This window comes from Sulfidibacter corallicola (genome assembly GCF_017498545.1).
GTDB classification, from domain to species: domain Bacteria; phylum Acidobacteriota; class Holophagae; order Acanthopleuribacterales; family Acanthopleuribacteraceae; genus Sulfidibacter; species Sulfidibacter corallicola.
The window spans coordinates 7,282,281-7,302,816 of the sequence record NZ_CP071793.1 but is presented as its reverse complement, the minus strand read 5'-3'; the positions used below and the strand labels follow the sequence as shown (position 1 = coordinate 7,302,816).

At 65.6% G+C, this 20,536-nt stretch carries 5 protein-coding genes; all 5 read right to left on the bottom strand.

Annotated features, from left to right (window positions below; genetic code table 11):
* Positions 1–12: 12 nt before the first annotated feature.
* Positions 13–7,767, bottom strand: a complete 7,755-nt coding sequence (locus J3U87_RS22545; RefSeq protein ID WP_237378030.1) for a non-ribosomal peptide synthetase — start codon at positions 7,765–7,767, stop codon at positions 13–15.
* A 50-nt stretch (positions 7,768–7,817) separates the two neighbouring features.
* Positions 7,818–13,553: a non-ribosomal peptide synthetase gene (locus tag J3U87_RS22540; RefSeq protein ID WP_237378029.1), complete on the bottom strand. Its 5,736-nt coding sequence runs from the start codon at positions 13,551–13,553 to the stop codon at positions 7,818–7,820.
* Between the two features lie 20 nt (positions 13,554–13,573).
* Positions 13,574–14,617, bottom strand: a complete 1,044-nt coding sequence (locus tag J3U87_RS22535) for a TauD/TfdA family dioxygenase (RefSeq protein WP_237378028.1) — start codon at positions 14,615–14,617, stop codon at positions 13,574–13,576.
* 94 nt (positions 14,618–14,711) lie between these two features.
* Positions 14,712–19,277, bottom strand: a complete 4,566-nt coding sequence (locus J3U87_RS22530) for a non-ribosomal peptide synthetase (RefSeq protein ID WP_237378027.1) — start codon at positions 19,275–19,277, stop codon at positions 14,712–14,714.
* A 120-nt stretch (positions 19,278–19,397) separates the two neighbouring features.
* Positions 19,398–20,474 (bottom strand): TauD/TfdA family dioxygenase, encoded by a 1,077-nt coding sequence (locus J3U87_RS22525; RefSeq protein ID WP_237378026.1) that lies wholly within the window; start codon positions 20,472–20,474, stop codon positions 19,398–19,400.
* Positions 20,475–20,536 lie beyond the last annotated feature (62 nt).

Here is a 20,536-nt window from a genome sequence, read left to right as displayed (position 1 = left end):
CGGGTTGAGTGGTTACTCTTCGAAGGAGCCGTATTCGGCGACGAGCTCGTCGAGTTCGGCGGAACTCAGGTCCACTTCCGGGAAATCGGAGGGCGTGAATCCACCGGCATCCTCGGCCGTGCAATGCTCGATCAACCGTTCCAGTTCTTCCAGGAAGCGCCGTGCGAGTCGGTCGATGGTCGCGCGGCGATGGTGGGCCGTCGAATAGGTCCAGGCGACGGTCAACTGCCCGCCCATGACCTTGCAGTCGATGTCGAGCAGGTGGGCCCGTTCGCCGCGCGGGCTGAATTGGTGGCCGCGTGATTCGGGCGCCCCTTTGAAGTGACTGTCGCTCTGGAGCACGCCGTCGAACTGGCCCAGGTAGTTGAAGAGCACCTCGGCGGCGGGTAGATCGGCCAGCGTTCGGCGCCGGTCACGATCGGGACTCGTATGGCGGAGCAGCCCGTAGTGCAGGCCGTGATGGGGTACGGCCCGCAGTTGTTCCTTGATTGACTTGAGCTGGTCGCCGATCTCGTCGTTGACGCCCATGTCCAACAAAACCGGATAGATGGCCGTGAACCAACCCACGGTGCGCGACACGTCCTGATCGGTGAAGGGCGCCTCGCGGCCGTGTCCTTCGGTGTCGATCAGCACCCGGCGCCCTTCGGTCCACGAGGCCAGCGTCCGGCCCAGGGCACAGAGCAGGGCGTCGTTGATTTGGGTGCGGTAGGCGGCCGGAACCTCTTCGAGCAGCGCGCGCGTCGACTCGGTACCCAGGGTCATGCGCACGCTGTCGGTTTCGCCGTGGCGATTGCGCGCGCCGTCTGCCTCGATGTCGCGCGGCAGGGCGGCTACCTCGGCCCGAGCGGCAGCGCTCCAATAGGCGAACTCGGCGTCGAGGTCGGTCTCGGCGACGTGGGCCTGCAACCGCTCGGCCCAGCTCTTGAACGACGTCGTCTTGGCGGGCAGGCGCGGCTCCTGGCCGGCAACCAATTGGGAATAGACGGTTTCGAGATCCTGAAGCAACAGGCGCCACGAAAGCCCGTCGACGACCAGGTGATGCGCCAGAATCAGCAGCCGTTGCCCGCGATCGGCACCCAGGTCGAAGTGGACCAGCTTGAACAGCGAACCTTCCGCCAAATCGAAGCGCGCCTGCCAGGCTTGGGCTTCCGCCTCCAGCGCTTCGGTCAAGTCGCCGGACAGCTCGGCCAAATCCACCCGGTGGTAGGCCTGCAGGGTGCCCGGTGTCGCGTAGCGCTGAACCAGGGTGCCGTTCTCCTCGACGAACCGGGCGCGCAGGGCGTCGTGATGCCGCAGCAGCACCTCGGCCGTGGCTTCCAGCAGATCGGCACGCAGCGGCTGATCCGTCGCCAGGAAGACCGACTGGTTCCAATGATGGCGGTCGGTGAAGTCTTTCTCGAAGAACCAGGTCTGGATCGGGGTCAGCGGCGCCTCGCCCGTCACCGGGCCCTGCTCCCGCACGGCCGCATCGCCGCGTTTGGCGACCAGTGCCAGCCTGGCCACGGTCTGTTCCTGGAAGATCTGGGTCGAGGTGATCTGCACGCCGCGCTCGTTGGCTTTGGCGACGATCAGGATGCTCAGAATCGAATCACCGCCCAGGTCGAAGAAGTTGTCGTCCACACCGACCGTCTCGCGGTGCAGTACCGATGCCCAAACCGCGGCCAGTTCCCGTTCGAGCTCGTTGCGCGGCGCCACGTATTCGGTTTTCACCTGGGCGGCCAGGCCGTCCGGTGCCGGCAACGCGCGCCGATCCAGCTTGCCGTTGGCACTCAGCGGCAGTGCTTCCAAAAGCACGAACGAAGTGGGCACCATGTAGTCCGGCAACGACTGGCGCAGGTAGGGTCGCAGTTGGGCGACGAGTGCGTCCCGATCGGCGGTCTCACCCTCGGTGGGCACGAGGTAGGCGACCAGGCGTTCCACACCCGGCTCCACCTCGTAGACCGTGACGACACTGGTCTTCACGGCATCGTGGCCGTTCAGGGCGTGCTCGATTTCGCCCAGCTCGATCCGGAACCCGCGGAACTTGACCTGGAAGTCCTTGCGACCGAGGAAGATCAGCTCGCCGTCCGGGGTGGAGCGCGCCTGATCGCCGGTGCGATAGAGGCGTGCACCCGGCGTGTTCGAAAACGGATCGGGCACGAAACGCTCGGCGGTCAGGGCCGGTCGGTCGTGGTAGCCGCGCGCCAGATTGGCGCCGCCGATGAACAGCTCGCCGGGCGTGCCGGGCGGCAACAGGTTGCCGTCGCGATCCAACAGGTAGACCTGGGTGTTGGCGATCGGACGGCCGATGGGCACGCTGTCACCGAGGTCACGGTCGGCACAGTCGAAGGCGGTCACGTCGACGGCGGCTTCGGTCGGGCCGTATAGGTTGAACAGTCGGGCGTCCAGTTTGGCGCGGAACTCGGTCACCAGCTCGGGCGGCAGGGCCTCGCCGCTGCACACCACGTTTCGCAGATTCTCCAGCGGCGGCAAGGCCGGGTCGGCCAGGAAGTGGCGCAGCATGGACGGCACGAAGTGCATCGTGGTCACGCCCTGCGCCGCGATCAGCTCGGCGAGGTATTGGTTGTCCTTGTGACCGCCGGGCCGCGCGAACACCAGCCGCGCGCCGCAGATCAGCGGCAGGAAGAACTCCCACAGCGAGACGTCGAAGCTGAACGGCGTCTTCTGGAGGATGCGATCGTCGGCGCCGGTGCCCAGATAGTCCCGCATCCACAGGATGCGATTGACGATCGAGCCGTGACGGTTGATCGCGCCCTTGGGCCTGCCCGTCGAGCCCGAGGTGTAGATCATGTAGGCCGCCTGCTCGCCATCGATCGCCAGGTCGAGCCGGCGATCGGAGACCTGTTCGACGGCAGCGCGCGTCTCCGGTTGGTCGAGCACCAGCAACGGCACGGAGCCTTTGGGCTCCAGCGCGTCCCGGATGGCGGCGGTGGTGATGCACAGCGCCGGAGCGGCATCGTCCAGCATGTACTGGATGCGGTCGGCCGGGTAGTCGGGATCGATGGGCACGTAGGCCGCACCGCACTTCATGACCGCCAACATCGAGATCACCATCTCCGGCGACCGGTGCAACGCCAGGCCGACCCGCGCCTCGGGCTCGACACCCAAATCGCACAAATGATGGGCCAGCCGGTTGGCGTGGCGTTCCAGCTCCGCGTAGGTCAGCGTTTGGCCCTCGAACACCACCGCCACGTCATGCCCGTGGGCATCCACCGCGCGCTCCACCAACTGGTGCAGGCCGTTCGGCGTTTCCCAAGTTTGCGCCGTTCGATTCCAGTCGCGCGTCATCAGCTCGCGCTCGTGCTCCGGCAGGAAGGTGCGCCGGTGATGCAGCCGGCCGGGTTTGTCACCCTCCTCGGCGATGCAGGTCAGCACTTCCTGGAAGTAGTTGACGACGCGCAACATCTGGCTCTTCGAAAGCCGGTCCAGGTTGCCTTCGACGACCAGGTGCATGTGGCGCGCATCCTTCTCGCTGCGGTGGAAGAACACCGCCATGTCGTAGTTCGTCTTCGACCAGTCCTCGGCGCCGGTGACCTGGAGCTCGCCGGAGTTCAGCAGATCGGTGGCGGAGTGGAAGTGGTGCATCGAAAAGGCGGCGTGGACTTCGTGCTTGCGGCCCGTGACCGCCTGCAACGCGGACACCGGGAAGCGTCGGTTGGGCAGGACTTCGGTCTCGCGCCGGAATACCGAAAGAATCAAATCGGACCAGGACCCGGTCTCGACCTTGAACGGAATCGGCAGGGTGTTGAGGAAGAGACCGCGAACCTCGTCGCCGCCGGGCACCTCGGGCCGGCCGTTGAACACGAGCCCGGTGGTGATGTCTTCGACGCCGCAGAACAGGCTCATGACCTTGACGTGAGCCGCCAGCAGAATCGACTTGAAGGGCACGCCCAGGTTCTGCGAAACGCGGGTCAGCCCGGCCATGACGGTATCGCTCAGCTCGGCGTAGTGTTTGTGGTCGGCGAGGGCCTTGTTCTGGTCGTCGACCTGCAGCGGCGGCAAGGCCAGTGGCTCGGCATCGGCCAGGAGGCGGCGCCAGAAGTCGCGGATGCCCTCGTCGCGGTGGGCACTGCGCTCCATGTGGATGAAGTCGCGGTAGGTGACGGTCAGCGGGGCGCGCTCCGGCATGGGCCGGTCTTCCAGCAGGGCCAGGTAATTCTCGAAGATCTCCACCAGGTTGAAGTTGGTGCTCCAACCGTCGGCGATCGAGTGCGGCTCCTTGTAGTGCAGCCAGATGCGGTCGTCCTCGGTCTGCTGGATGGTCAGGGCCACCAGCGGCGCCACTTGGATATCCATCAGCGCGAAGTTCTCGCGTTGAATGAAATCGGCCACCAGGCGTTTCTGCTCGGCCGCATCGTAACCACGCAGGTCCTCCCAGGCCACTTCGAGGCGGGCGTCGCGATGCACGAGCTGCATCGGTTCGCTGTAACGGGTGAGGTCGAACGAGGTGCGCAGGATCGGATGACGCAGGCACACCACGTCGACCGCGCGCTGAAAGGGTTCGAGGTGGAAAGGCACCTGGATTTCGAAGGTGTTCAGGTTGTGGTAGTCGGGCGGGCTCGGCGAATCCTTGGTGGCCTGCATGTGGAACAGCATGCCCAACTGCACGGCGGAGAGCGGATAGGCGTCTTCCACGTCCGCGGGCATCAGCGCCCGATCGGCTTCCCCGATCAGTTCGAAGGGTTCGGTGCGGCGGTATTCGCCGGGCGCGACCGCCTCTTCCCGTTCACCGGGCGCCTCCTCCAGGGCTCGCGCCAGTTCGGCGATCGTCGGCGCCGCGAACAGCATCTGCACCGTGATCGACAGACCGCGGGTCTTGGCCTCCGCGGCGATGCGCACGCTGCGAATTGAATCGCCGCCCAGGGCGAAGAAGTTGTCGTGAATGCCGATGCGCTCCAGGCCGAGCACCGTCTGCCACACCTCGGCCAACTCGGTTTCCAGCTCGTTGCGCGGCGCCACGAAGTCGTTGGCCAGGTCCGGGCGGTGTTCGCTGGGATCGGGCAGCGCGTCCACGTCGATCTTCCCGTTGACCGTCAGCGGGAAGCGGTTCATCGGGATGAACACGGCGGGAACCATGTAATCGGGCAAATAGGTTTCGAGGAAGGTCCGCAGGTCCTCGGTGGTGTGGGTTTCGCGCGCCACGTAGTAGGCGACCAGACGGGTGCCGTCCTCGTCCTCGTGGGTGCGAACGACCACCTCTTCCAGGTCCTCCAGCTTCTTGAGCGTGGCCTCGATCTCGCCCATTTCGACGCGGAACCCGCGAATCTTGACCTGGCTGTCGTTGCGGCCCACGTAGATCAGGCGAACCCGATCCTCGCCGGTGAAGCGCACCAGGTCGCCGGTGCGGTACATGCGCTCGCCGGGCCGATCGCCGAAGGGATCGGGCAGGAAGCGATCGGCGGTCATGCCCGGTTGATCGCGATAGCAGCGCGCCAGACCGGCGCCGGCCACGTAAAGTTCGCCCGTCTGGTGGAAGCCCACCGGATTCAGGGCCTCGTCCAACACGTAGATGCGGGTGTTGGCGATCGGCGTGCCGATGGGAATCGGTCCCTCGATTTCGCCGGCGACCTGGTAGACACAACAGCCGACGGTGGCTTCGGTGGGCCCGTACTCGTTGAATACCTCGAGCTCGGGTGCCCCCTCGCGAAAGGCGACCAAGTCCTCGGCAAACAGCGCCTCGCCCCCGACCACCAGCGATGCGGTGGTCTTGTGGCGGGAAAGCGTACCCCAGAGACTCAACAGCTTGAGGTGCGACGGGGTCAGCTTGGTCAAGCTGAAGTCGGGCTGGTTGCGCAGCAGGTCGTTCAAGCCGTCGATGCCGGCCTCGTCGGGCACCATCACCACCGCCTTCCCGCTCAACAACGGCGGGAACATGCTGGTGACGGTCAAGTCGAAACCGACCGAGGAATGAAAAGGCGCGCCCAGCCTGCGATCGAGCCCGTAATTGGCGATACTCCACTCGGTGTAGTTGACCACGTTGGCGTGGGTGATCACGACGCCCTTGGGACGGCCGGTGGAACCCGAGGTGAAAATGATGTAGGCCGGGTGCTGGGGCGAGAACCGCCGGCCGGGGTTGGTCGCGGGTCGATCGGCCACGATGGTGAGGCTGGGATCCAGCAGCGTCAATTCGGGGCCGTCGCGTTCCGGGAACAGTTCGATGTAGTCGGGGCTGGTCAGGGCGATGCGCGCACCGGCGACCATGTGGGCGACGCGTTCCTTGGGATAGAGCGGATCGACGCCGATGTAGGCCGCACCGGTCTTGAGTACCGCCAGCAGGGTGGCGACCAGGTTGGCGTCGCGGCCCAGACATACGGGAATCGCCCATTCGGGTCCGGCACCCAGCTCGACCAGATAGTGGGCGAGCTGGTTGGCGCGCCGGTTCAGGTCGGCAAAGGTCCAGCTCACCTCGCCGTCGACGACGGCCGGTGCGTTCGGATCGCGCGCGACCTGGCGTTCGAACCAGGTATCCAGCGTGAGATCGCTGGACTCCGTCCATTCGGCGCGGCCGAAGATCTCGGCCAACTGGCGGCGCTGGCAGGTGCCGCCGATGGCGGCGTGGTCGGCGGGCCGTTCGCGTTGCAGGGACGCGAGAAAATCGCCGAAGGAGTCCACCAGTCGCTCGGCGGCGAGCGCGCTGAATCGGGTCCGATCGTAGTGGAGGCGGAGGCTCGGCCCGTCGGCCTTTTCCACCACACCGAGTTTCAGCTTGAAGGGACCGTGATGCACGCGGGCGTCGAGGCAGGTCAGCTTGAATTCACCGCAGCGGCGCGCACCCGGCAGCGCGTAATGCTCGAAGTCGAAGCCTGGCGCCTGGGCCAGAATCGCCTCCCAAGGCTGGTGGACGGCGAGGGTTTCGGCATCGCGCAAGTGAGCGAGGTAGGTCTGGGCGAAGGTGCCGAACGGGAGCTGCCGGGCACCCGAGACGTAGAGCGCCAGCATGCTGGCGAAGGGGCCGATGCCACCGGCGAGTTCCTCGTCGACCCGGCCGTGGAAATAGTGGTGGAGCGCCAGGTCGTCGCTGTCCAAACGGCGACAGAGAAACGCGTACCAGGCGGCCGAAAGGGTTTCGGTATCGAAGGTCAAATGGGTTTCACGCGGAAGCGAGAAAACGAGCACGTCGTCTTCGAATCCGGGCCCCCCCGCGCCTTCTTCGGGCAGGGTCAGCGAGGGCAAACGCGCCAATTGCTGGCGCTCCCAAAACGCCTTGCCGGATTCGGCGTCCTCGTCCTCGGAGACCTCGTGCAGCCATTCGGAGAAGTCCAGGTACTGGGTCAGCTCCTCCTCGTCGATCAAGGCCTCGCCGGCCAAAATCGCGCCCAGTTCCTCGAAGAGGTTGGCCAACGACTGGTAGTCGGTATGGATCGCGGGCATGCGCAACACCAACACCTGACGGTTCTCGTCCCAGACCAGGCGATCGGCGTGCAGGCCGCTTTCCCGCGCCAGGTCGACCTCCAGCGGTTCCGCCACCATGCGTGCGATCGCCTGCGCCTCGGTCTCACCCGGACGGGCGACCCACTCGCGCCAGGTGCAGGTCGGCGCATCGCCCACCACCTGGAGCGGTAATTTCCTGCCGGCGACGCCGGGCAGCGACGTGCGCGTGCTCTCGTGACGGCGAAGCACCTCCGCCAGCGCTCGGCGCAGGACATTGGCTTCGAGCGGCCCCGCGATGCCGATCGCGAGATGGGCCGCCAACGGTCCGAAATCCTGGTTCAGGCGCCACAGGCGGGCTTGTTGCGGGGAAAGTCGATGACCTTCAATCACATTCATGTCGATCCTCTTTGAAAGAACGGTGGGATCCGAGATCGCGCTCGGAGGTCTCAGGGCGTGGGCAGGGGCACCACGTCGTAGGCACGCAGGTCGCCCATGGCCACGTAGATGGTGCGGTCACCCCGGTACGGGCGGCGGGCATGGGCGGCGAGCACGTTGTCCACCAGCACCAGGTCGCCCCGTTGCCACGGGAAACTGGTTTCCAGCTCGCGGTAGACCGCGAGGATGTGATCCATCATTGCGTCCTCGATCGGACTGCCGTCGCCGAAGTAGCAATGACGGGGGTAGTCTTCTTCGCCGTAGACCTCGGTGATCGAGGCCCGTGTGGCTTCGTCGAGACAGGCGATGTGCCAGTGCTGGGCCTGGTTGAACCAGCACTTTTCGCCGGTGACCGGATGGGCGATCACCGCCGGTCGCACCGCCTGGGTGCGCAGGACGTCGTTGGCGCGCCATTCCGCGCGTTGGTGCGCGGCTCGGCAACGGGCGATCGCTTCATCGCGATCCTCGGTACGCAGCAGGGTGCGCCAGTCGAGGCCGAGATGAGGGTTGCAGTTGCGCATGTACAGCACGCCCTTCTCCTCGAAACCGCGCCGTACCGAAGGATCCAGCCGTTTGTAGACCTCGCGGTTGTCCACCAGCGGCGTTTGGCCACCGCTTTCCGCGGGCCGACCGCAGGCGAACATGATCTTGCGCGGCCACTCGTGGTTGAACGAGTTCTCCGAGTGCCACAGCAGGTGTTGGTCGGCCGCGTAATCGACGGGAACCTGAACGGCGCCGGTCACCGGGCGGTGTTCGGTGTTCTCGGTGAACAGCTCGTCGATGAAGACCGCGCTGACCTGGTCCATCGCCTCGGGCCTGTCGATACCGTGACCGCGGAACAACAGCGCGCCGGACTTGTGCAGCGCCTCGTTCCACACCTCGCGGTTGGCCCGGGCCCAGCCCACCAGGTCGAAATCGGCCATGTCCGTCTGAAGCACCAGCGGCAGGGAGACGCCCGCGGCAAGGGGCTCGAAGCGGGCCGCGACCGCGCGGTCGACCACCACCTTGCGACGCTTGCCCTTTTTGAACTTGCTCATCTTGTTGCGGGTCCGGGCTTCGCGCACCTGGTCGGCCCGCTGGTTACGGTGTTCGCGCAGGCGCGCTTCCAGGTCGGAGAGCGACAGGTCCGGATCGGTCCGGAAGCCGTCGAGCACGATGGGGAGCAGGGCGACGATCTCTTCGGCGGTGGCGCGCTCGAACAGGTCGGTGTTGTAGCTCAGCCAGCCTTCGATGCCGCCGTCACCCAGGTCCCACAGGCCCAAGGTGAGATCGAGCCGGGCGGCACCGGTGTTCTCGGGGAGGGCGTCGGTGACGGTCACGCCGGGAAAGACCTCGACCGCATTGGCGTCCACGGGCGTGTGCTCCAAAAAGACCTTGGTCTGAAACACGGGTGAATGGCTGAGATCGCGCGCCAGGTTCAGCCCGTTCACCATCTGGTCGAAGGGCAGCTCGGCATGGGCGAAAGCCGCGACCGACGTGTCGCGACAGCGCTGAAGAATCTGGCGCAGGCTGGGATCGCCGCTCAGGTCGGTGCTCAAGGCCAACTGGTTGACGAAAAATCCGAACAGCGGCTCGGTCTCGCGGTGATTGCGGTTGGCCACGTCGGTGCCGGTCAACACCTTGCGCGTACCGGCAAAGAACCCCTGAAGCGCCGAAAAGGCCGAAAGCATCAGCATGAACAGCGAGGCGCGCTCTTCGCGGGCACGTGCCAACAGGGCATGGCGCAGATCGGCGTCGTAGGCCACCCGCAGCGAGGCGCCGTTGTAGGTCTGAACCTCGGGTCGCGGCCGGTCGGTGGGCCACTGGGGCACCAACGCGTGGCCTGCCAGGCGCTCGCGCCAGAAGTCCAAATGCGTGGCGAGTACCTCGGCCCGGATGCGGTCGCGCTGCCACCAGGCATAATCGACGTACTGAATCGGCAACGGCGCCAGTTGGGGCGTCTCGTCCCGATCGAAAGCGCGGTAGAGTTGGCCGATCTCCTTCTTCAACAGGCGCATGGACCAACCGTCGGAGCAGATGTGGTGCATGACCACGATCCACACGGCCTGATCCTCGGCCAGGTCCAGCAGTTGGGTGCGCCAGATCGGTCCCTGTTCCAGGTCGAAGGGCGTGGTGGCGGCCTGGCCGATCAGGCGGCGTACCTCGGCCTCGCGTCGTTCGGGATCGAGTCCGGAGAGGTCCACCCGCGGCAACACATCGCGACGCGGCGGTTGCAGCACCGTGACCGGCTCGCCCTGTTCCAGGCGGAACGTGGTGCGCAGGGTTTCGTGGCGTTCCTCGAGCGCGGCGATGGCGCGACTCAGGGCGGTGACGTTCAGCGGCCCCGCGATGCGGAAGGCCAGCGTGTTGTTGTAGGCACTGCTGCTGCCGCGCTCCATCTGGTCGAGGAACCACAGGCGCTGCTGCTCGAAGGAGAGCGGGCGCTGGCTGGGATCCGGGCGCGGCGTCAAGCCTCGATCGGATTCGGCGATGCCGAAATCCTCGCCGAGGAAGTGGCGCACCAGAACCTCGTCGTCGAAACGGTTGGGAATCGGCTTCTCGCCCGGCTCGGCGGCGGTGGGGATCTCGGATGAGCCGTCGAGCGCGGTCTGGGCCTCTTCTCGCAAGGTCGCCCGCTGTTCGGGCGTCAGGGCCAACATCTCCAAAAGGCGCCGAGCCACCCCGTCCAGCCCATCGGGCCGCGGATCGTGGCGCTCCAACAACGTGGCCATCTCGGCCAAGGTCGTCGCTTGGAACAGCTCCGCCGTGGTCAGCTCCACCCGAAACAGGTTCTTGATGCGCGTGTTCACCACGATCAGCAGCAGCGAATGACCGCCGAGAAAGAAAAACTCCTCTTCGACGCCGACCCGTTCCACGCCGAGCACGTCCTGCCAGATGACGGCCAGCACGCGTTCCAGCGGGCTGCGCGGCGCCACGTAGTCGGCCGCGGCTCGCGTGCCCTCGAGTGGGCGGGTGCGCAACGCCACGCGGTCGACCTTGCCGTTGGCGGTCAAGGGCAGTGCCGCCAGGAACTGGAAGTGGGTCGGCACCATGTAGTCGGGCAGGCTTCGCGCCAGCGCCGCGCGAATCGCGGCTTCCTCGGCGGGTTCGGCCACCAGCCAGGCCACGAGCGGGCGCTCGCCGTCCGCGCCGTGCAGGTCCACCACCGCTTCGCGCACCGCGTCGATCTGGTTCAACACCGCTTCGATTTCGTCCAGCTCCACGCGGAAGCCGCGGATTTTGACCTGACGATCGACCCGCCCCAGGAACTCGATCGAGCCGTCCTCCAGGAAACGCGCGGCATCGCCGGTCCGGTACAGGCGCGGCGCAGATTCGGCCTGGCCCGCGAATGGGTTGGCGATGAACCGCCGCCGGGTCTCCTCTTCCCTGCCGATGTAGCCGCGCGACACGCTGGGACCGCCGATCAGCAGCTCGCCCGCGACGCCGATCGGCTGGGCCGCCCCCTGGGGTGTGACGATGTAGGCGTGGGTGTTGGAGATGGGCTTGCCGATCGGCAGCCCGGTCGACGCCACGCGTTCGCCGTAGGCATGGGTGAGCACACCCACACAGGTTTCCGAGGGTCCGTAGTGGTTGTAGATCTTCATGGCGGGCGCCAGGCGGTGAAGACGTTCCGCCATCTCCCAACCCGTGGCCTCGCCGCCGACGATCAGCACCTTGCGCGGCAGGGAGGCCTCCGGCTGGGGCCGATCCATCAGCGCGTTCAGGTGCGACGGCGTGATCTTGAGTGCCTCGATGCCGTGGTCGGCGCAGTAGTCGCCGAAGCTGAGGGCGTTGAACAACTTGTCCTGCGAGAGCAGGTGCAGGGTGCCGCCGAGCAACAGCGACGGGTAGAGCATGGTCAGGCCCAGATCGGCACTCAGCGAACTGACCAGCGCGAAGGTACCGGATTCCGCCAGTTCGGGGATGGCGTGCAGCAGGCCGTTCAGGTAGTTGCGCAGGTTGCGGTGGGCGACCATGACGCCCTTGGGGCGGCCGGTCGAACCCGAGGTGAAGACCACGTAGGCCAACGTCGCGTCGGACGAACGGGGCGCCGGCGCTTCGCCTGCATGCCGCGCGGCACGGTCCCAATCGCGGTCGGTAACCCAAGTGGGCACGTTCGTTTCGCGCCAAAGCGGCTCCTGTTCCGATTCGGTCAGCACGCGTCGTGCACCGCTGACTTCGACCATGTAGCGCAGCCGTTCCAGCGGCAGCTTGGCGTCCAGGAAACAGTAGGCCGCACCGCTCTTCATCACGCCCAGCATGGCCGGGATGGCGTCGAACGGCTCGCGGTAACAGACGCCGACCACCTGGTCCGGCTCGATGCCGGCGGCGATCAGTTCGTGGGCGATGCGGTTGGCGCGGGCCTCCAGCTCGGCGTAGGTCGATTGGCGGGTGCCGTCGGTAAGCGCGACGCGCGCGCCGTAGGCCGAGATCCGCTCGCCGAAGAGCCGGTCGAAGGTATTGGGAAAGCGGTCGGGCCTGGAGGTCCGATTGAATTCGCCAAGTACCCGATCCGCTTCACCGGGAGTCAGGATCGGCAGGCACCCGATCGCGCGCGACGGCGCCTCGGTCCCAGAGGCCGCCTCGACCACCACCAACAAGCGCCGCAGAAGCGTGTCGGCTTCCGATTCCGTCACGCGGGCGGCATCGTAGTCCAGGGTCAGGCGGATCCGGTCGCGATCGCGGCCGACCGTCAGGCCGATCGGTGCGGCCTCACTGGTGCGAAGGGTGCGAAGGGCCTTGACCGTCGCCTCCCCTGCCGGCAACGACTCGGGCGTCGCTTCGAACAGAATCGACCATTCGGGCAGCCGGCTCGGCCGATCGGCGGTCAAATCGAAGTAGTCCTGCCAATCCTGGATCGCCTCCAATCGACCGTCGGTGTGTTCGACCCAATCGGCGAAGGAGAGATCGCCCTCGCCGTCCAACATCAGCGGGACGAAGCGTTCGAACGGCCCGACCGTGGCCTCCAACTCGGGGAAGGAACGACCGTCGAGGTGCACGGCCAGCCCGGTCCGTTCACCCTGGGCCAGGCGCCCCGCCAGCAGCGCCAGCGACGCACACCAAAATCCGCGAAACGAGCGACCCATTCGGGCGACGGCTTCGTCGCACGCGGCCGCATCCAGGAAGACCGGAGCCAAGGACGCGGGACGACAGGCATCGAGCGCACCCTCGACCGCGGCGGCATCGCCCACGACGGTCGATTCGGCCCAGAAACGGGCGCCGTCCTGGTCCTGCTCGGCCACCTGTTGCAGCCATTCGGCGTACTGGCTGAACTGCACCGGTTCGGGCCGCTCGGCCGCGCCCGACAGCGACGTCGTGTAGCAGCGCGTCCAATCGCGGCCCAGCACATCCAGGCTCTGGCGATCACAGTAGGTGGCGGCGACGCGTACGGCCACCAGGTGCCGCGTTTCGCTCAGGGTCGCCAGCACCAACTGAACCGGCTCCGTCTCCTCCACGGCCATAAGCCGCTCGGTCAAATACACTTCGGGGTGTTCATGCTCCCCGCCCAGATGCCAGGCGTGCCAGCGGTACTCGGCACGCTCGAGGATCACCTGAACCGGTCGCTTCTGTCCCGGCGGGACCTGCAACCGGGTGCGCAGGCTTTCGTGGGCGGCCAGAACATCCGCCCAGGCCGCTTTCAGGCGCTCGGGATCCAGCGCGCCCCGAACTTCCCAAATCCGCAGGGCACACGCCCGTTCGGGTCGGGTCGCTTGGGACCAAAGGCGCCGCTGTTGGGGTGAACTCGAATATCCTACGATCTGTTCCATGCTTCGCTCCATCCCTCGCCTCAACCGGCCGCGACGCGGTCGACGGCGGTCTGCATGTCGCCCATGGCCACGTTCATCTTGCGCGGCGGTTGGTAGGGCTTGCGTGCATGGCTGACCAGCATGTTGTCGACGATCAGCACGTCGCCCGCCTGCCAGGTAAACTCGGCCGCGTGTTTCCAATACAGGGCCTCGATGTCGCGCACCACCTGGTCCTCGAGGACACTGCCGTCGCCGAAGTACACGTTGCGCGGCAAGTCGGCCTCGGGCACCATTTCCAGCAACGACTGGCGGATGTGCGGTTTGAGGAAGGCGATGTGGTGCAGTTGGATTTGGTTGAAGAAGATCTTTTCACCGGTCACCGGGTGGGTCGTCACGGCCGGCGAGTGTTGGTGCAGGGTGAGTTGCCCGCCCGGCTTCCATTCGAAATGCCAGTCATTGGCGCGGCACTTCTCCTCCACGACGGCGGGATCCTCGGTTCGGAAGAAGTCCTGCCAGCGCACGTCCAGCTTGGGAATGAAATTGCGGGTGTACTTCAACTGAAGTCGCTCGAACTTTTCCAGCAGGGCCGGATCCATCTCGCGGTAGATGACGCGGCAGTCGACGATCGGCGTCTCACCGCCCGCGGCGGCCGGCTCGTGACAGTAGAAGAGCTGCTTCAGCGGCCAGCTCCCCATGTGCGAGCTCTCGTTGTGGAACAGGATGGTGTCGTCGTGGGGATAGGGCGTGACCTTGTAGATGGTGTCGTTCTCGCGCGGCAGGTCGCCGTAGTTGCGGTACAGATCCGGGCAGACCTTCGCGGCGAAGTCCTGAAAATCCTCGGGGGTGGGAATCGAGAAACCGCGGAACAGGATCGCACCCACCCGATGCAGTTCTTCCATCAGGCGCGTGCGGTTGGTCTCCAACCAGCGGTCCAGGTCCAGGTCGTCCACCCGCGGGCGGTACACGAGCGGGAAGGCCCGATCCGGCGCCAACGATTCACGGGTGACCAGGGTCTCGGCATCGCCGCCGAAGGTTCGCGGCGCAATGGGTTTCTTCAGTGAAAAAGCGGGCCTGGCTGGCCTCATGGCATCCTCCTAAACGGGCTGGAGCGCGGTGTGGCGCGGGTCGCCGGGACGAACCCGACGCGCGAGCGGGCGCCACACGGGGCTCCGTGCGGCCTCAGCGACTCGGTTTGGCGAACATGCTGCGGGCGAGATCGGCGTGCCGGCGTTTGGCCTGGTCGCGCCGCGCCCGCTCGGTCTCCTCCAAATGGGCGCGCAGCTCGTCGAGCGGTTGTTCCGGTTGGGCGATCGCCTGGGCCAGCACCGCGTCAAACAGCCGCAGCAGCCGCTCGATCGTGGTCTGGTCGAAGCGATCGACCTTGTAGTGCAGATCGCCCAGCAGCCCTTCGTCGGACTCTTGGATGTTGAACTGCAAGTCCAGTTTGGTGACGTCGCCGGGCGAGGGCTCGGGTACCAATACCAGCCCGTGGACCTGGAGCTTGGTTTCCGGCGCGTTCTGAAGCACCAGCTTGGCGTTGAAGAACGGCGGCTGGTGGGGTCCGCGCGGCGGATTGAGTTCCTCGACCAATTTGTCGAACGGCAGGTCCTGGTGGGCGTAGGCCTCCATCGTGTCGCGCATGGTCGCGGTCAACAGGTCGCGCAACGTGGGGTTGCCGTCGAAACGCGTACGCAACACCAACTGGTTGATGAAAAAGCCGATCAGGTTCTCGGTTTCGTCGCGGTTGCGATTGGCCACATCGGTGCCGATCAGGATGTCGCCGGCGCCGGTCATGTGGTGCAGCACCACCTTGAACGCCGCGGTCAACAGCATGAACAGCGTGATGTCCTCGCGGCGGCAGAACCGGCGCAGCGCATCCTGACGCTCGGGTGTCAGGTGGAACCGTTCCAGCGACCCGCGGTGGGAACCGGACTCGCCGGGCTCGCGGTCGTAGGGCAGCGGGGTCGTCGCCGGTGCGTCCTCGAGCCGGTTGCGCCAGAAATCCACCTCGCGAGCCAGCACCTCGCCCTGCAGCCACTCGCGTTGCCAGACGGCGAAATCGGTGAACTGCAGCGCCAACGGCGGCAGTGGCGATTCCTGGCCCTGGGCGAAGGCCTCGTAGGCGATCTTCAGTTCCTGCACCAGAACGCCCAGCGACCAACCGTCGGAGGCGATGTGGTGGATGCAGAACAACAACAGGAACTCGCGCTCGGAAAGCAGGACCAACCGAGCCCGCAGCACGGGACCCTCTTCCAGGTCGAAGGGCTCCAAGGCGTTCTTGCCGACCAGTTCGGTCACTTCCCGTTGACGGGTGGCATCGTCCAGATCGCGCAGGTCCAGTTGTGCCAGGCGCCAGTCCTCGGCGGGCCGCACCACCTGGTGGGGCACGCCGTCGTGGGTTCGGTAGACGGTGCGAAAGATGTCGTGGCGGGCCACCACCGTGGCGATGGCGCGCTCCAGCGCGGCTACGTTCAACTTGCCGTAGACGCGAATCGGCAGCGGCACGTGGTAGGCGGGGTTCCGCTCGGTGGTGTACATGAACCAGACGCGACGCTGGCTGAACGACAACGGGTAGTTGGCCGCGGGCGGCGCGGGCTCGATGGCCGGCGCCCGATCGTGCTGGTTCTGCACCACCGCCGTCGAAATGTGTTTGGCGAGCCCGGCGATATGGGGCATGGCGAAAATCGTCTTGAGGGTCAGATCCACCCCGAACAATTTGCGCACTTTGGACACCATGCGGGTGGCGAGCAGCGAGTGGCCGCCCAGATCGAAGAAGTTGGTGTGAATGCCCACACTGGACAGGTCGAGCAATTCGCACCAAATGCCGGCGAGGATCTCTTCCTCTTGGGTACGCGCGGCCACTTGGTCCCCGCCGTGCACCGCATCGGCGGCCGTCTCGGGCTCCGGTAAGGCCTGGCGATCGACCTTGCCGTTGGGTTTCAAGGGCAGTTCCTGCAACTCCACGTAGTGGCCGGGCACCATGTGATCGGGCAAGCCGGCACTCAAGAATTCGCGCAGTTCCTGACCCGAGAAGACCTGATCCGCCTTGGGCAGATAGTAGGCCACCAGACGGGTGTCGTCGGATTCCTGATGACGGTGGGCGACCACCACGCCCTGGTCGACGCCCTCGTAGGCGCACAGCGCGTGTTCGATTTCGCCCAGCTCGATGCGGAAACCGCGAATCTTGACCTGGTTGTCCTTGCGGCCGAGGAACTGGATGTTGCCGTCCGGCAGCACCCGGGCCTGGTCACCGGTGCAGTACATGCGCGCGCCGGGCTCGACCCCGAACGGATCGGGAACGAAAACGGCGGCCGTCAGCGCGGGACGCCGCAGATAGCCGCGTGCGATACCGGCCCCGGCCACGTAGAGCATGCCGCTGTGGCCGATGGCGCAGGGCTGCAGGCGGTCGTCCAACACGTAACAACGGCGGTTGTAGAGCGGCCGACCGATGGGTACGCGATGATAGGGCAACGTCTCGGCGTAGTGCTCGGGTACCGCGTACATGGTGGCCGTGATGGTGGTCTCGGTAGGTCCGTAGGCGTTGACCATCGGGATCGCATGGCAGGCCGAGCGCTGCCAATGCTGAAGGTGTTCGCTCAGCATCAGCTCGCCACCGGCGATGGCCAGGCGCAGGTTCGGTAGTGCCACGGGCTCGTCCCGTTGCGCCCATTCCTTGGCCACGAGGTGCCAGAATGCGGTGGGAAAGTTCACCACCGTCGTGCCCAGGTCCCTGATTTTGCTGTCGATATCGACGATGCCCCACGACTCTTTGCCGCGCAGGACCACCGTGGCCCCAGCGATGAGCGGTGGAAAGACCTGCTCCAGCGAAGCGTCGAAATTGAACGACGAAAACTGGAGGAAGCGGTCGCGCTCGGTCAGCTCGTGGAAATCGCGCATCGTGAGTGACTGGTGGGTCAGGTTGCGGTAGGGCACCAAGACGCCCTTGGGCCTGCCGGTCGAACCCGAGGTGAAGATCACGTAGGCCGCGTGGTCGGGCTGGTGGATGGGCGCCAGATCCGCACGGGCCGCATCGTCGGCGGCCCAGGGTCGATCGGCGTCCAGCAACAACACTTCGCCGTCGTGGTCGGGCAGGCGCGAGGCCGTTTCGGAGCGGGTCAGCACCAGGCGGGCATCGGTTTCCGCCAGCATGTAGGCCAACATGTCGCGCGGGTATTCGGGATCCAGCGGCAGGTAGGTGCCGCCGGCCTTGAGAATCGCCAGCATCCCGACAACCGATTCCAAGGATCGCTCGACGAAGAGCGCGACGAAGACGTCCGGCCCCACACCGTGGGCGCGCAGGGCGTGGGCCAACTGATTGGCCCGGGCGTTCAGCTCGGCGTAGCTCAGCACGCGCAGGTCGCACTCCAGTGCGGGTGCCTCGGGTCGAACCCGCACCTGCCGCTCGAAAAGCTGGATCAGATCCGCTTCGGCCGGGTAGTCGCGATGGGTATCGTTGAAGGACACCATCAGGCGGTAGATCTCTTCCTTGCTGAGCATCGAAAAGGCATCGACGGCGCGATCGTGGTCCTTCAGGATGTCGGCCAGCAAGACCGAAAAACGGCGCTGCAGCACCGCCACGTCGATTTCGTGAAAGCGGTTCTGGTCGAAGTGGAAGGTGGGGTGGAGGTAGCCGTCCTGGGCCCGACACTCGAGTTTGAGCGCAAAGCGATGGTCGTAGACCCGTTTGTGCGCGGCGCGAAGAGACACGCCGGCGGCGGATTCGGCCTGGGACTCGGGGCTGAATTCGAACGCGAAGCTGTGAAAATCGAAATTGGCGTTGACGAAACAATCCTGCCAGTCCTGATTTTCCTCCAGGTGCTCGGCGACGGCGCCCACCAATTCGGGGAAACCGAGCTCGCGATCGAAGGCCAGTTGCACCGGCAGGCAACGGCTGAGTGGACCGATCATGTCGGCCATTTCCTCGTCGCTGCGCCCGTCCGTCATGACGCCGACCGTCAGCGAGGTACACTCGAGATGGCGGTGCAACAGGACGAACCAGGCGGCCAGGCAAACGGCCTCGACCCGCGTGTCCAAGCGCGCCGCCAACTGGTTCACGTCGTTGTAGGGAATGGCCATGGGCGCGATGCCCACCGACTTGGGCCGAAACCGGGCATTGGCTTCGTGGGGCTTCTCCCAAACGAACGGCGGCTGGAAGCCGATGTCCTTCTTCAGCCAGTAGGCCTTGCCCTCGTCCGCGTCTTCGGACTCGTGCAGTTGTTCCAACCACTCGGCGAAAGCCAGGTAATGGGGCGGATCGAATTCGTTTTCGGGTCCGCCGTTGGCCTCGGCCCAGGCACGCGCCAGGTCGCCGACCAGGAGGTCGATGGTGGCGGCATCGGCGAGAACCGCGGGCATCGCCAGCAACAGGACGTGGCGGTTTTGGTGCAGATCCAGCCAGGCCGCACGCACGGGCGGATCCTTTTCGAAGTCGAACGGCTCGGTCGCGAGCCGGTCCAGGAGTTCCGACGTGGAGGGATTGGCGCCCGGATCGGGCAGATCGAGCCACTGAATGGCAGGCGACTCGGGCACCTGGAGCGGAAAAATCATGCTGGGCGAATGGTGGAACCGCATCGTGAGCATATCGTGGCAGGACACCACCTCGGCGACGACCTGGCGAAAACGCGCTCGATCCAGCGGACCGTCCACCTGAATGACGGCCTTGGCCCAAAAGCCGTCCTTGCCTCCGGCGATCATGTACTGCCACTGTTCGCGCTGGAGCGGGGAGAGATTGTAACCTTCGATCATGTCGATAGAACCTTTGTCATTGAAAATCGGGGCGCGAAGCGCCGAGCTGGGCGAAAAGGGGGCGATGTCCCTTTCACGGCCGCGGGAGTCGGCCAGGACATCGCCCGTCGAAAGGAAGCTTCAAGCGTGCACGAGCGGCGTGAACACGGGTCGGTAATAGGGTTGACCCATGGCGACCCGGATCTCGCGGGGGCCCGAGAAGGGCTGGCGCCCGTGCGAAATGAGCATGTTGTCGGCGAGCAGAACGTCGCCTTGCTGCCAATCGAACATCAGCTTCTCGTCGAGGTAGCTCTGGGCGATGTGGCGCGCCACGTCGTCGGGGATCGGGGTGCGATCGCCGAAGGTGGTGTGGTAGGGCAGGCCGTCGCGGCCCAACTGGCCGATCAATTCCTCGCGGACCCCGTCGCGCAGGTTGGCGGCGTGCCAGAAGCTCATGTGGTTGAACCACACCTCCTGCTGGGTGACGGGGTGGGTCAGCACGGCGGAGCGGACCTGATGGGTGCGCAGGTGCTCGTCGTCGACCCACTCGAAATCGATCAGGTTCTCCTTCAGGTAGGCGGCCAACCGATCCTTGTCGTCGATGGCGTAGGCGCGCTGCCAGGGCAGGCCGAGCCCGAAGCGGAAGTTGCGCACCAGCGCCCAGCCCTTGGCGCGGAATTCATCGATCACCGAAGCGTCGATGCGATCGATCATGCGCCGCGCCGAGCAGACCGGCGTCTGGCCGGTCCCGGGCTCCGGCGGCAACATACTGCAAAACCAAACCTTGAGCGGAAAGCGCATGGACGAGGAATATTCGTTGTGAAGGGCGATCGTTTCGTTCGAAGGGAACAGCGTGGAGGTGTAGATGGTCTTGCCGACTTCCTTGCGCGGGGTGGACCCTTCGAAGTAGCTCATCAATTCGTAGGGCTGGTCTTCGACGAAGGCGGCGAAATCGGCATCGGTGTGGATGTCGAAGCCGCGGAACAGCACGCCTCCGTGGTGCATCAATTTTTGTTCGATGAAATCGCGATTCTCGGCGAGCCAACCGGCGAGCTTGAGACCCGGCTCCTTGGGCGTGACCACCAGGGGCAATTCGTGGTCGGGAAGCAGAGTGTCCATGTGAACCAGATCGAGGCTGGAAACTTTGACGGGACGCGGTTTTTTATGTTTGAAGCTGCGCATTTTTCTGGATCGGTCGACGGTTGTCGTGGTGCTCATGATATCCTCCGATTTTTTTCCTGATAGCCCTCTTTGCCATCCAAGGTCATGAGACGGCATTC

Bases quoted from the DNA above. Each gene is read 5' to 3' on its own strand.
- J3U87_RS22545 (WP_237378030.1), bottom strand. From the start codon at position 7,767: ATGAATGTGATTGAAGGTCATCGACTTTCCCCGCAACAAGCCCGCCTG.
- J3U87_RS22535 (WP_237378028.1), bottom strand. From the start codon at position 14,617: ATGAGGCCAGCCAGGCCCGCTTTTTCACTGAAGAAACCCATTGCGCCG.
- J3U87_RS22530 (WP_237378027.1), bottom strand. From the start codon at position 19,277: ATGATCGAAGGTTACAATCTCTCCCCGCTCCAGCGCGAACAGTGGCAG.
- J3U87_RS22540 (WP_237378029.1), bottom strand. From the start codon at position 13,553: ATGGAACAGATCGTAGGATATTCGAGTTCACCCCAACAGCGGCGCCTT.
- J3U87_RS22525 (WP_237378026.1), bottom strand. From the start codon at position 20,474: ATGAGCACCACGACAACCGTCGACCGATCCAGAAAAATGCGCAGCTTC.